Below are 13,563 nucleotides of genomic sequence, written 5' to 3'. Positions count from 1 at the left end.
TATGAGTTTGTCTTCTGCAGAACCGTTGGTGGAGCAGTTGGTTGCGATTCGCCGTCATCTTCATGAGAATCCCGAGGTGTCGGGCGAGGAATTCGAGACTACCGCATCGATACGCCGGTGGTTGACGGAGGCCGGCATCCGCATCGCCGACTATCCGCTCAAAACCGGACTCGTCGCGGAAATCGGCGGTCTGCATGGCGGGCCTGTTGTTGCCGTGCGGGCGGATATCGACGCGCTGCCGATTCAGGAAGAGACCGGCTTGCCCTTCGCGTCCCGCATTACCGGCAGGATGCATGCCTGCGGACATGATTTTCATACCGCATCCATTATCGGCACGGCGCTGCTGCTCAAAAGCAGGGAGCAGGAGCTCCGCGGAACGGTGCGCTTCCTGTTCCAGCCCGCCGAGGAGAAGGCGAGAGGCGCGCAGCAGGTTATCGCAAGCGGCGCTCTGGAAGGCGTTCAAGCCGTATTCGGCATGCATAACAAACCGGATCTGCCGGTGGGAACCATCGGTATCAAAGAGGGCCCGATTATGGCTGCCGCCGATGGATTTGAAGTTGCGGTGGAAGGGCTGGGCACACATGCGGCGGTTCCGGAAGCCGGTCTTGATCCGATTGTAACGGCAGCGCATATGATTACCGCCCTGCAGTCGATCGTCAGCCGCAATGTTAGCGCGCTGGGCAGCGCCGTCGTCAGCGTGACCCGTCTCCACAGCGGGACGGCCTGGAATGTAATTGCCGACAGGGCCATCTTCGACGGCACCATCCGGACCTTTGACGAGGATGTGCGCAGCAGGGTACTGGAGCGTTTCGAGCAGGTGGTCATCGGTGTGGCCGCTGCCTTCGGGACCAAAGCCAGAGTCAACTGGATTGACGGGCCGCCGGCAGTGATCAACGATCAGAAGTGGGCATCCCAGGCGGCGCACACAGCGGAATCGCTGGGCTTGACGGTTGTCCGGCCCGCTCCGTCCCCGGCGGGTGAGGACTTTGCCTTTTATCTGAAAAAAGTGCCCGGCGTGTTTGTGTTCATGGGGACATCGGGGCCGCAGGAGTGGCATCATCCCGCTTTTGATGTGGATGAAGCGGCACTGCCGGTCGCCGCATCTTTCTTTGCGGAGCTGGCTGTTGACGCCATCAATCGATTGAGCGGGCAGGAGGGTTCACCATTACCAATCAACGATCATATGACGCTATCGTAATTGGAGCCGGCTCCATGGGGATGAGCGCAGGTTACGAGCTTGCCCGCCGCGGTCTGAAGACGCTGCTGATCGATGCATTTGATCCGCCGCATGCGCTGGGCAGTCATCATGGCGAGCCGCGTCTCATCCGTCACGCCTATCATGGCGGCGCAGCTTATGTATCCATGGCGCTGCGCGCCGATGAACGGTGGCTTGAGCTGGAGAAACTGACCGGGGAGAAGCTGCTGGAGCGCTCGGGTGTGCTCAATATGTCCGATCCGGATGTCTATTCCTACGACGTCCGCCTTGATGATGCCGCTGCGCTTGGGGTAACCATAGAACTGCTCAATGCCGCGCAAATTCGCAGCCGCTGGCCAGGAGTGCGGCTGCCGGACGGCTTTGAAGGCATGTATGAGCCGAATGCCGGTTACCTGTACAGCGAGAGAGGCGTTGCCGCCTATAAACGGGCTGCTTTGGAAGCAGGCGCCGGGCTGCTCACAAATACATTCGTTACGGATATTGTGCCGGATGCGGGTGGAGTTACCGTCCGTACCAAAGACAACATCTTTCACGCCGGCAAGGTATTGATCAGCGCCGGAGCGTGGTTCAAGCGTCTGGAACCGTTCATTTCCCTGCCTATCCGATCCGTCCGCAAGGTCGTCGGCTGGTTTGAAACGGAAGGGAACGGATTTGATTCCGGCGTATTTCCCGGATTTACGCTTGGAACCAAGGACGGCGGCTATTATGGATTTCCAAGCATTGACGGTAAAGGTCTCAAGATCGGAAGGCATGACACCGGGGTGGAATGGAAGCCCGGCGAGGAGCTTGCTCCATTCGGCTTCTATCCGGAGGATGAAGGCGATCTGCGCAGGGCGCTCTCGGCATTCATGCCGGGGGCTGCAGGGAGGCTGCTGAGCGGCGCGGTATGCAAATATGAGATGACCCCGGACGAGGATTTCATCATCGACACGCATCCGGAGCATCGGAATGTGCTGCTTGCCGGCGGCTTCTCCGGGCATGGGTTCAAGTTTGCCAGCGTGGTCGGCGAAATTGCGGCTGACCTGATCGAGAAGGGCAAGTCAGCACAGGATATTGGATTATTTTCGTTATCCCGGTTTGCTTTGCGTTAGGAGAGGGCAAACCGGATATTTATAAGGAGGAGTTAAGATGAGTCAGACGACTATTAATATAGAGTCCTATCTGGAGACGTATGAGCAGTTGAAGCAGGCCGTTGCCGGCCTGACAGAAGAACAATTGACTGAAAAAGAAGCCCCCGGCAAATGGAGCATCACCGAGGTGCTTGCCCATTTGGCAGACCATAATATCGTCGTGTCCTTCCGGCTCCGCGAAATACTGGCAGGCTCGGAAGCCCGCTTGCCCGCCTTCAATCAGGATAACTGGGTGGCCGGGCAAACGCCCAATGCCGGTCATGCATCGGATATTCTCGATGTATTCCATGCACTGCTGGTTTATAACAGCCTTCTGTTTCGCCGTTTGACCGCTGAGGATTGGGAGAAGACGGCTTTGAATTTCAAGGGAGATCCGGTGGCATTGTCGACGATTATCCAATCCTTTATCAATCATGCAGGCAATCATATTGCTCAAATCGAGCGCATCAAGAGCAAAGTTCTTTTACCACAGGCTTAATAGGTGAGATTGCATGATGCACATACAGTTGTGAGAACTTCGGGAAGCAGGTGAATGCGATGTCAACGAAAACGATTGTCATTCGTGAGGCGATAGACACGGATGCGGATGCTGTCCAGGCGGTATTATTGGATGCATACGGCCAGTATGAACAGACGCTCCCCGAGGATCGCTGGGAAGAGTACAAGGAGAATATTATCTCCTCCGTGAGCGAGGCGGCAACGAAATCGCGTTTGGTTGCGGAGCTGGATGGGGAAATTGTCGGCAGCGTATTTCTGTTTGATTCCTCCGAAGCCGCTTATGGGAGAAGCGATCTGGATATCCAAAATCCCGTTATCCGGCTGCTTGCGGTTTCCCGCAAAGCGCGCGGGCTTGGAGTCGCGACTGAGCTTATCCGCGCATGCGCCAGAGAATGCCGGGAGTGGGGCGCCCAAACGGTTCATTTGCACACATCCGATATGATGGACTCCGCAGTGCGATTATATGAGCGCCTTGGCTTCGAACGGGCGTTTGACAAAGATATTATGAACGGCAATCTGCTGGTAAAGAGCTACCGGCTGCAGCTGAACGAAACCACGTTGTTATTATAGAGGCTGTTTAAAATACCGGCAATGAACTGGCGGAATAGGCGGAAATCGCCTAGAGAAGCGTAAGCAGCAACAGAGCAGACGTTTCCGCCTGCGCCGCCTGCTTTTTCACCGGAAGTCTACAGAGGAGGAATTTGGCATGGCAAATCGCAAGCAAATCAAATTTGGCGCACTGATTCATGGGGTGGGCGGCAATGTGTCCGTATGGCGGCATCCCGAGGTTCCGGTAGATGCCAGCGTGAATTTTGAGTTCTACAAGCAGCAGGCGCAAACGGCAGAGGCGGGGAAATTCGATCTGGTATTTATCGCCGATGGTCTCTACATCAATGAGAAATCCATCCCGCATTTTCTCAACCGCTTTGAACCGATCACGATTCTGTCCGCGCTTGCCGCTGCTACCTCGCATATCGGGTTGGTAGGAACTTTGTCCTCCTCGTACAGCGAGCCCTTCACGGTTGCCAGGCAGTTCGGCTCGCTGGACCATATCAGCGGCGGCCGGGCCGGGTGGAATGTGGTGACATCCCCGCTTGAGGGCTCCGCCAAAAATTATGGCAAAACCGAGCATCCGTCCCATGATGAACGGTACAAAATCGCAGAGGAATATCTAGAGGTTACGCAGGGACTGTGGGATTCGTGGGAGGATGACGCCTTCATCCGCGATAAGGAATCTGGCGTTTTCTTCGATCCTTCCAAGCTGCACACGCTCAATTATAAAGGCACTTATTTCTCTGTACAAGGACCATTGAATATTGCAAGATCCAGACAGGGACAGCCGGTTATTTTCCAGGCCGGCTCATCCGAGAGCGGGAAGAAGCTGGCGGGCAAGGCGGCCGATGCGGTCTTCACCGGACATGAGAGCATAGAGGAAGCCAAACAGTTCTATAAGGAAATTAAGGACAACGCCATTGCGAACGGCCGTTCCGAGGACGATATTGTGATTCTGCCGGGCATAGGACCCATCATTGGGGCAACAGAAGAAGAAGCGGAACGCAAATACGAGGAAATTGCCGGACTTGTCAGCATTGAGAATGCGCTCAATTATTTGGGACGTTTCTTCGAGCATCATGATTTTTCACAGTATCCGCTTGATGAGGCATTCCCGGATGTAGGCGATTTGGGCAAAAACAGCTTCCGCAGCGGAACGGATAAAATCAAAAAACAGGCCAAGGAACAAAATCTTACCCTGCGGCAGGTTGCCCTCCGCTCGGCAACGCCGCGCGGTGCCTTCATCGGCACGCCGGAGAAAATCGCCGACTTGATCCAGCAGTGGCATGAGGAAAAGGCTGCCGACGGATTTATCATCCATACTCCCATTCCGAGCGGCCTGAAGGATTTCGTTGAACTGGTGGTGCCGATTCTGCAGGAGCGCGGATTGTACCGTACGGACTACGAATCGGATACGCTACGCGGCAATCTGGGCATTCCGATTCCGGCTAACCGCTATGCGGCCGCGAACAGGACTGCTGATGTCAACGGCTGAGAATGAAGAAGCTGGCGTTTGAAAGGCTTACAGATAACCCCGCATTGATGCTGATGCGGGGTTATTGCGCTTGACGCATGGCAGCGGTGAAGCTACAATTAGATTCAAGTTCATATTGTGACGGAAGAATCGGAGAAATTCACATAGACACTCCTGCGCCTCGTGCGCGAGGGATGATTTTATGTGTTTTTTTGTTTATTTGCGAGATAGCGATGCGATCGAGGCTTGGGGGGACGGATTCGGAATGCCATTTCAGCAACAGCTCATTTTGCCTGCCGCCAGAAATATAAAGGATTTCGAGAAATTGCTGAATTTTTCCTATCAGTACATCGTGCTGCTGGACAGCCATATCAGTCAGCTTCAGTCGCTTGTTCAGCTGGCCAAGTCCTGCGGCAAGCAGGTGCTCATTCATGCGGATCTGATCGAAGGCCTCAAGAATGACGAGTATGCGGCTGAATTTCTCTGCCAGGTGATTCAACCGGCAGGCATCATGTCAACACGCGCCGGCGTCATCACCAAAACCAAGCAGAACAAGCTGCTGGCGATTCAGCGACTGTTCCTGCTGGACTCCGGCGCGCTCCAGAAGAATTATGCGCTGCTTCGGCGCACGCAGCCGGATTATATTGAAGTGCTGCCCGGGATTATGCCGGACATTATCAAGGAAGTGCATGAGGAGGCGGGCATTCCCATACTTGCCGGCGGCTTCATCCGGACGGCGGAGGATGTGGAGAGAGCGCTTACAGCGGGTGCGACTGCCGTCACCACAAGCAATGCGGCATTGTGGAAGCATTTTATGTAAGACGGAACTTGCCTCGAAAATAAAGCCCCGGAGAGGATTGTGGTTAAGGATGAACCAGGCGGAACATTCTACGGATTCTTACATATTGGCATTGGATCAGGGTACCACCAGCACAAGAGCCATTTTATTCGATAAGCAGGGATTGATGAGAGGGATCGCCCAGCAGGAATTTACGCAGCATTTTCCCCAATTGGGGTGGGTGGAGCATGACGCGGAGGAAATCTGGGAGTCAGCCCAGTCGGTGCTTCGGCGCGTTCTGGAGGAGAATGATATCGGACCGGAGCAAATTGCCGGAATCGGGATTTGCAATCAGCGGGAAACGACCGTCATCTGGGATAAAGCGACAGGCGTTCCGGTCTATCCGGCGGTTGTCTGGCAGTCGCGCCAGAGCGCGGGAATTTGCGAGCAGTTGAAGGCGGATGGTCATGAGGAGCTCATCCGGGAGAAGACCGGGCTGATGGTGGACGCTTATTTCTCGGCAACGAAAATCAAATGGATTCTGGAGCATGTCGAGGGGGCGCGCCAAAGAGCGGAGGCCGGGGAGCTGCTGTTCGGCACCATCGATACCTGGCTGATCTGGAAGCTGACTGGCGGCGCCGCCCATGTAACGGATTATTCGAATGCGGCGAGAACGATGCTGTACAACATTCACGAGCTGAAATGGGATGAGGAGCTGCTGGCGATTCTTAATATACCGCCGGAGCTGCTGCCGGAAGTCAAGCCTACTTCCCATCTTTATGGACACACGACAGATGAGCTGTATGCCGGACACCCGATCCCGATTGCTGCCGCGGCCGGGGACCAGCAGGCTTCCCTGTTCGGTCAGGCCTGCTTCGAGAAAGGCATGGCCAAAAATACATACGGCACCGGCTGCTTCATGCTGGTGAATACCGGCAGCGAAGCCGTCCGCTCGGAGCATGGGCTGCTGACGACGATTGCCTGGGGGATCGACGGGAAGGTGGAGTATGCCTTGGAGGGCAGCACCTTCGTGGCGGGATCGGCGGTGCAGTGGCTTCGCGACGAGCTGCAGCTGATCGGCTCCGCCCAGGAAAGCGAGCAGGTCGCGGAGCAAGCCGACTCGACGGACGGGGTGTATGTGGTGCCCGCATTCGTCGGACTGGGCACCCCGTATTGGGACAATGAGGTTCGCGGAGCCGTATTCGGGCTGACAAGAGGAACCAGCAAAGCGCAGCTTGTCCGCGCTACGCTGGAGGCGATAGCGTATCAGGCGAAGGATGTCTTCACGGTGATGGAGCGGGAAGCCGGGCTGTCATTTGCCAGCTTTCGCGTCGATGGCGGCGGTTCCCGGAACAATCTGCTGATGCAGTTCCAAAGCGATATGCTGGGAATCGCCGTGGAGCGCCCGACAGTCAGCGAGACGACGGCAAGGGGAGCGGCCTTTCTGGCCGGTCTGGCGGTTGGCTTCTGGAGCTCCAGAACAGAGCTTGCTGGCCTCTGGCATCTGGATATCCGATTCGAGAGCAGCATGGAGGAATCGCTCCGCGAAGCGAAATACGAGGGCTGGAGCAGGGCTGTCCGGGCAGCTCAGGCTTTCAAATAATTGAAATGTGTGGTAGGATGAAAGCAAGTTAATAATGGGTCGGAGATATGGAGAAGCCGTGATAACCTTTCGCAAATTTGCGGGAAGGTTTTGTCGCGGCTTCTCTTTTTTCTAGCCTTTTTGTCAGAGTGCATAAGCTTCATGCCTATAAATTTCTACAAGGTTTGAGGGAAGAAACGAACTTCGCGGCCCAAAGGACGGAGAAGCCTTTTCTTCCTAATTGACGGGAAATGGGAGAGACAACTTTATGACGGCTAACTTTTCAGGCTTTAACCGTGAGGAGATCATCAGTCAACTGGAGGAAACACGCTGGGATCTGCTTGTCATCGGAGGAGGGATCACTGGGGCGGGGATTCTGCTTGATGCGCAGAAACGCGGCATGCGGGCTGCACTGGTGGAGATGCAGGATTTTGCGGCTGGCACTTCGAGCCGCTCGACCAAGCTGGTCCATGGCGGGCTCCGGTATCTGAAGCAGCTCGAGATCGGCGTTGTGGCCGAGGTCGGGAAAGAGCGGGCGATCGTGTATGAGAATGCTCCCCATGTGACGACACCGGAATGGATGGTGCTGCCGATCTACACGGGAGGAACCTTCGGCTGGTTCTCGACGTCGCTTGGTCTGCGTCTGTACGATTGGCTCGCTGGTGTGAAACGCGGGGAGCGCCGCCGTATGCTGAGCCAGGCGGAGACGTTGAAACGCCTGCCGCTCTTGAAGCGTGAAGGACTGAAGGGAAGCGGTTATTATGTCGAATACCGCACGGACGATGCGCGACTTACGCTTGAAGTCATGAAGCGGGCTGTAGCCGAGGGCGCCAGGGCCATTAATTATATGAAGGTTGATGATTTTCTATATGAAGCAGGGCAGATGGCGGGCGTTGAGGCAAGCGATCAATTGACGGGGAAACGGGTGGTTATTCATGCCTCACAAATTGTCAATGCAGCCGGTCCGTGGGTGGATACACTCCGCGAGAAGGATGGCTCGCGCCAGGGCAAGACGCTTCATCTGACTAAAGGCGTCCATCTGGTCTTCGACCAATCCCGGCTGCCCCTGCATCAGGCGGTATATTTCGATACACCCGACAAGAGGATGGTGTTCGCTATTCCCCGTGCTGGCAAGACCTATGTGGGGACCACCGATACGACCTACACCGGCAATTACGAGAAGCCGCGGATGACGAAGGAGGACAGGGACTATCTGCTGCGCGCGGTGAATGCCTTGTTTCCATCAGTCCGCTTAACCGCTATGGATGTGGAATCCAGCTGGGCCGGTCTTCGTCCCCTCATCCATCAAGAGGGCAAAGACCCTTCGGAAATTTCCCGCAAGGACGAGATTTTCCGCTCCCCATCGGGCCTGCTGTCCATTGCCGGGGGCAAGCTGACCGGTTACCGCAAAATGGCCGAAGCAGTCGTGAATAAAGCGGCGGAGGAGCTGACCCGCCAGCAGGGTTCAGCTTTCCCCGCCTGCCTGACCAGGCACGCGGCTCTCTCCGGAGGCGATGTCGGAGGCTCGAAAGGCTTTGGCGCATTTATTGCCGATCAGACATCCCGGGGCGTCAAGCTTGGTCTGTCAACGGAAGCGGCGGAGCGGCTGGCCCGTTTCTACGGCTCCAATGTCGGCTCGCTGCATCAGATTATGAAGGACCGGAAGCAGGAGCAGGTGCAATCCGGACTTCCTCTGGAGCTGTTTGCGTCTTTGGAGTATGCGCTCAATGAGGAAATGACCTTCACACCGATGGATTTCTGGATCCGCCGGACAGGTGCGCTGTTCTTCGATATCTCGCGGGTGTACCGCTGGAAGGAAGCCGTTCATGCCTGGATGGGCAAACGTCTGAACTGGACGGAAGCCCAGTCTTCAAGCTATAAAGCGGAGCTTGACGCCGGGCTGGAAGCGGCGGTCGCAACGGTCAGCGCGGATGCGGACAACGCATAAACTTGCCGTTCTGAACGGTAATTATTTGAATACCGCATTTTACTATCACTTCCTGAACATGAGCGAACAGACCAGAAAATAAGAACTCAAAAAAAACCAGTCCAAGTTGACTGGTTCTTTTGTTTGCATTCTACGGAAACCGTCTGCACCTATAAATGAAACACGCCGATCGCGATGCCGCCATAGGCAAACGCACAGAGAATGACAAGTGCAGGGTGGATCTTCCTGCGCTGCATCAGCCAGAAGGCAACCGCAGCGATGATTAACGCCTGCCAGATGCCGATAAGTGAAATCGACGAGGAGGCGATTTGCCAGGTCAGGGTTACCATCATGATGGCGATAACCGGCTGCACTAGTATTGTAATCCCTTTCACCGCATTGGATTTGCGGAAACGCTGCAGCAGCTGCAGCAGCAGAATGAGTGCTATCGCCGAGGGCAGGATGGTGGCCGCCAAGGCAATGACAAGGCCGGCCCAGCCTGCCACTTCATAGCCGACATATGCGGCTATCTTGGTCGCAATAGGACCGGGAAGGGCATTGCCGAGCGCCAGCATATTGGAAAATTGCGGGTCTGTCAGCCATCCGTAATGCGTGACAATCTCCTGATACATCAGCGGTATGGAAGCCGGACCGCCTCCATAGCCTAATACATTGGAAATCAGAAAGCCCAGAAAAAGATGAATCCATTCTATCCAGTCCATGCGCTACATCCTTTTTTCGTTACTTTAATTAATCTGCGAGGGGTTTAAAAGTCCGGTGATTAACTGGCGGAGCAGGCGGAAATAGTCTGGAGAAGCGTAAGCGTTCGCCTTTGTACCCCGAATTTATCAGATACAGGTATCCAAAATAAAAAAAATTCAGGGGTACAACAGCGATCGGAAGACGTTTCCGCATGCGCAGCCTGTATTTTCACCGGACGTTTAAAGCCACTGTTAGTTTCCCTTATCCGGCATTCTCTCTTTCCGCTTGCTCTTCAGATAGGCTACTGTCCGGATATGGACAATCCCGTATGCGATGAAGAGGGCAATGACAATAGCCGGATGAATATGGATCACGTTCATCATCAGGAAAGCCAGCAGGAAGAAGAACAGGCCTGCTGTCATGCCAAGCCCCTTGACCGCCCTGTTCGCGAACTCATAGGCCATGACTCCAAGCATAACCGCGATCACCGGGGTGACCGCACCGATCATACCGGCGATTACAGCCGAGCCGCTGAGCCACCGGACAATGGAGATGAGCGCCACCATGGCAAGAGCTGTAGGCATAATATGCGACAGCAGAGCGATTAAGGCGCCGGGACTTTTACGCAGCCGGTATCCCAGATAAGCGGCCATTTTGGTGGCAATAGGACCCGGAAGCGCATTGGCAAGCGCCAATATCTCGCCGAATTCACTTTGGTCCAGCCATTTGTACTTAGTTACAGCTTCATACTGGATGAGCGGAATAACGGATGGACCGCCGCCGTATCCGATAATGCCGGTTTTGAGCATGGCCCATGACAAATCCCGATAATCCTGTTTGCTGGTTTTCTGAATAGAGTCTGTCATCGTTTATAGCCTCATTCCCATCCGGCTTTTGTATCGGTTGATCAGTACTTGGCAATCCACGCTCATGATTCCGGGAAGCTTATAGAGCACGTCCTTCATGAACTGCTCCATCTCCTGGTTATTCGTAAAGAGGCCGTGCATGTGAAGCTTGCTGGGACCCGTCATATGGTAAAGGCTGGTTACGACAGGTTCATCGGCAAGCGCCGTCGCGGCCTCGTGCAGATACTTGGGCTCCACTTCCACGTTGAAAAAGGCGGAGACGAGGATGCCGATTTTCTCCGGATTAATGACGGCGGTAAAACGTTCGATCACGCCGTTCTCCATGAGGGCATTGATTCTGGATTGCACCGCAACCCGGGAAAGTCCGATATCCTTGGCCAGATCGGTGTATGAAATTCTCCCGTTCATGTTGAGGGCTTTAATAATCTTACGGTCTGTTTCATCGATCTGAATCGCGGGACTCCCTGCGTTTGGCGAGATTTGCATAATGGAAGCTCCTTTCAAAAGAAGTATAGGGATGGTTAAAAGAAGTGTTGGCCGTTATATGACTTTTTGAATGCAAAATGACATCTTTAATTACTATATGTTCAAATATACATGGAATATCATACGTTATCAATTAAAAATTATATTATCGCTTACGAATTACATGTCTAAATCTGAGGAATCGGCTTGGCGTAAGGTACCGGGATTGACTTTGCCATGGGGATGGGTTATTTTATTTGCAGGTCTTGGGAAATGGTCAGGGTTTGGCTCCCAGGCATAGTTAACAACGATTATCAAGGATATGAGCGATAGATTGCATACTTGCCGTCCTTAATGGGTGGTAGTGAAGCTTCGTGAAGAGCTTGCGGCCTGCGTCCAGAGAGGGAATTCATTGGCTGAAAAATTCCCGGCATCCGCCTGTTGCTCCCCGCCTTGTAGTTGCTGCAGGGAAATCATAGTATCTGCAGCCGGGATATTCCCGTTATCCGCTAATGAGAGCTGTGCCGAATCTTGGCATAGTCAAATTAGGGTGGTACCACGAGACAGCGCGCTCGTCCCTTTCCGGGGACGGGCGCGTTTTATTGTATCCGATGGATTCTGAGAACTTCAATAGTAGCGGAGGTGCTAAAGCAATGAGACAAAGTCATTCGTTTATCCCGACTCTGCGGGAAGTTCCTGCCGATGCCGAGGCGGTCAGCCACCAGCTGATGGTGAAGGGCGGATTTATCCGGCAGCTCGCCGCAGGAGTTTATTCGCTTCTGCCGCTCGGCAGGAAGGCGCTGCGCAGGGTAGAGACTATCGTCCGCGAGGAGATGGACAAGGTTCAGGCGCAGGAAATCCTGCTCCCGGCGCTTCAACCGGCCGACTTATGGCGTCAATCCGGAAGATACGATAGATATGGCCCCGAATTGGTCCGGCTGCATGACCGCAGCGGAAGAGAATTTGTACTGGGACCGACTCATGAAGAAATCATCACGACGCTCGTTCAGCAGGAAGTGAACTCCTATAAACGGCTGCCCCTGCTGCTTTATCAGATCCAGACCAAGTTCCGGGACGAGCGCCGTCCGCGCTTTGGTCTGCTGCGGTGCCGCGAGTTTGTCATGAAGGATGCTTATTCCTTCGATACCGATTGGGAGGGGCTGGGCCGGATTTACGATGCCATGTATGAGGCGTATCACCGCATTTTCGAACGCTGCGGTCTGAATTTCCGGGCGGTGGAAGCGGATGCCGGCTCCATTGGCGGTGAAGGAGGCACGCATGAATTCATGGCTCTGGCCGAATCGGGAGAGGATGTCATTATGTCATGCCGCTCCTGCGGCTACTCCGCCAATCTGGAGAAGGCCCAGTTCCAAAGCTCCGGCTCTGCCGGCATAAGGGGCTCAGTTACTCCCGCTGCGGAGAAATTCCACACTCCGGGCATCAAGACCATTGATCAGCTTACCGTTTATACCGGCCAGCAGCCGCAGGAGATGATCAAAACACTGATTTATGCCGCAGATGGGCGCCTTGCCGCCGTGCTCGTGAGGGGCTGCGATGAAGTGAACGAAACGAAGGTCAAGCTGTGGCTGAACGCGGAAAATCTGGAGCTGGCTGGTCCCGCAGCCGTTCAGGCCGCGACCGGAACCGTTCCGGGCTTTGCGGGTCCGGTTGGACTCGCAGCTTCTATTCCCGTTCTGGTCGATCGGGATGTGGCGGCGATGGACGATGCGGTAGCGGGAGCGAACGAAGCGGATTATCATCTGCGGCATCTGCTTCCCGGGCGGGATTTTCCGCTTGAGCAGGTCGGCGATTTCCGCAATGCGCAGGAGGGGGACCGCTGCCCGCGCTGCTCAGAGGAGCTGGTTATGGAGCGGGGCATCGAGCTCGGACATGTATTTAAACTCGGAACGAAATATAGTGAAGCTTTCGATGCCCGTTTTCTCGATGCGGGCGGCGTGGAACGGCCGATCATTATGGGCTGCTACGGAATTGGCGTCACCCGGCTGCTGGCGGCAATTGTGGAACAGCATCATGATCAGAACGGGATGATCTGGCCAATCGAGACTGCGCCTTATCATGTGCATCTGATTGTCGTTTCCCTCCAGGATGAAGCCCAGCTCGCAGCAGCTGAGCTTCTGTATGAACAGTTGAAGCAGGAAGGAATCGAAGTGCTCTACGACGACCGGGAAGAGCGGATGGGCGTAAAGCTGAAGGATGCCGATCTGATCGGACTTCCTATCCGGATTGTGGTCGGTAAAGGAATAGCCCAGGGCTTGGTGGAGTTGAAGGAGCGAACGGGCGAGAGTGCTCAAGTCGGGCATGGAGAGGTAATAGACCGTGTACGCGCGATACGATCAGCTTCGCTGGCATGAC

General features: G+C 54.9%; 12 protein-coding genes. 9 read left to right on the top strand and 3 right to left on the bottom strand.

Annotation, left to right across the window (positions count from 1 at the left end):
* Window position 1 precedes the first annotated feature (1 nt).
* The 8 genes from ACFOLF_RS04000 to ACFOLF_RS03965 all read left to right on the top strand — a co-directional run bounded on the left by ACFOLF_RS04000 (window position 2) and on the right by ACFOLF_RS03965 (window position 9,178).
* Window positions 2-1,198, top strand: coding sequence for a M20 peptidase aminoacylase family protein (locus ACFOLF_RS04000; protein ID WP_210039705.1), 1,197 nt, complete (start codon window positions 2-4; stop codon window positions 1,196-1,198).
* A 14-nt stretch (window positions 1,199-1,212) separates the two neighbouring features.
* A complete protein-coding gene (gene solA / locus ACFOLF_RS03995; RefSeq protein ID WP_379113295.1) occupies window positions 1,213-2,307 on the top strand; it encodes an N-methyl-L-tryptophan oxidase in 1,095 nt (364 codons plus the stop codon).
* Window positions 2,308-2,344: 37 nt separating this feature from the next.
* Window positions 2,345-2,824 (top strand): DinB family protein, encoded by a 480-nt coding sequence (locus ACFOLF_RS03990; protein ID WP_210039706.1) that lies wholly within the window; start codon window positions 2,345-2,347, stop codon window positions 2,822-2,824.
* Window positions 2,825-2,883: 59 nt separating this feature from the next.
* Window positions 2,884-3,414 (top strand): GNAT family N-acetyltransferase, encoded by a 531-nt coding sequence (locus tag ACFOLF_RS03985; protein WP_210039707.1) that lies wholly within the window; start codon window positions 2,884-2,886, stop codon window positions 3,412-3,414.
* Between the two features lie 136 nt (window positions 3,415-3,550).
* Window positions 3,551-4,891: an LLM class flavin-dependent oxidoreductase gene (locus tag ACFOLF_RS03980; protein ID WP_210039708.1), complete on the top strand. Its 1,341-nt coding sequence runs from the start codon at window positions 3,551-3,553 to the stop codon at window positions 4,889-4,891.
* A 244-nt stretch (window positions 4,892-5,135) separates the two neighbouring features.
* Window positions 5,136-5,690, top strand: coding sequence for a glycerol-3-phosphate responsive antiterminator (locus ACFOLF_RS03975; RefSeq protein ID WP_210039709.1), 555 nt, complete (start codon window positions 5,136-5,138; stop codon window positions 5,688-5,690).
* A 49-nt stretch (window positions 5,691-5,739) separates the two neighbouring features.
* Window positions 5,740-7,251: a glycerol kinase GlpK gene (glpK, locus tag ACFOLF_RS03970; RefSeq protein ID WP_210039710.1), complete on the top strand. Its 1,512-nt coding sequence runs from the start codon at window positions 5,740-5,742 to the stop codon at window positions 7,249-7,251.
* A 247-nt stretch (window positions 7,252-7,498) separates the two neighbouring features.
* Window positions 7,499-9,178: a glycerol-3-phosphate dehydrogenase/oxidase gene (locus ACFOLF_RS03965; protein ID WP_210039711.1), complete on the top strand. Its 1,680-nt coding sequence runs from the start codon at window positions 7,499-7,501 to the stop codon at window positions 9,176-9,178.
* Between the two features lie 149 nt (window positions 9,179-9,327).
* On the opposite strand, the gene ACFOLF_RS03960 is transcribed toward ACFOLF_RS03965, so the two are convergent.
* From ACFOLF_RS03960 to ACFOLF_RS03950, 3 genes are all read right to left on the bottom strand, one after another.
* Window positions 9,328-9,879, bottom strand: coding sequence for a chromate transporter (locus ACFOLF_RS03960; protein WP_379113297.1), 552 nt, complete (start codon window positions 9,877-9,879; stop codon window positions 9,328-9,330).
* Window positions 9,880-10,110: 231 nt separating this feature from the next.
* On the bottom strand, window positions 10,111-10,725 hold the full coding sequence (locus tag ACFOLF_RS03955) for a chromate transporter (RefSeq protein WP_210039712.1): 615 nt from the start codon (window positions 10,723-10,725) through the stop codon (window positions 10,111-10,113).
* Window positions 10,726-10,728: 3 nt separating this feature from the next.
* On the bottom strand, window positions 10,729-11,211 hold the full coding sequence (locus ACFOLF_RS03950) for an Lrp/AsnC family transcriptional regulator (protein WP_210039713.1): 483 nt from the start codon (window positions 11,209-11,211) through the stop codon (window positions 10,729-10,731).
* Between the two features lie 632 nt (window positions 11,212-11,843).
* On the opposite strand from ACFOLF_RS03950, the gene ACFOLF_RS03945 reads away from it, so the two are divergent.
* Window positions 11,844-13,562, top strand: a complete 1,719-nt coding sequence (locus tag ACFOLF_RS03945) for a proline--tRNA ligase (protein ID WP_210039714.1) — start codon at window positions 11,844-11,846, stop codon at window positions 13,560-13,562.
* Window position 13,563: the final 1 nt, after the last annotated feature.

The organism is Paenibacillus sepulcri (assembly GCF_042647105.1).
Classification (GTDB): domain Bacteria; phylum Bacillota; class Bacilli; order Paenibacillales; family Paenibacillaceae; genus Paenibacillus_Z; species Paenibacillus_Z sepulcri.
The sequence above is the reverse complement of the archived record's forward strand: the minus strand, read 5'-3'. Positions and strand labels throughout refer to the sequence as shown.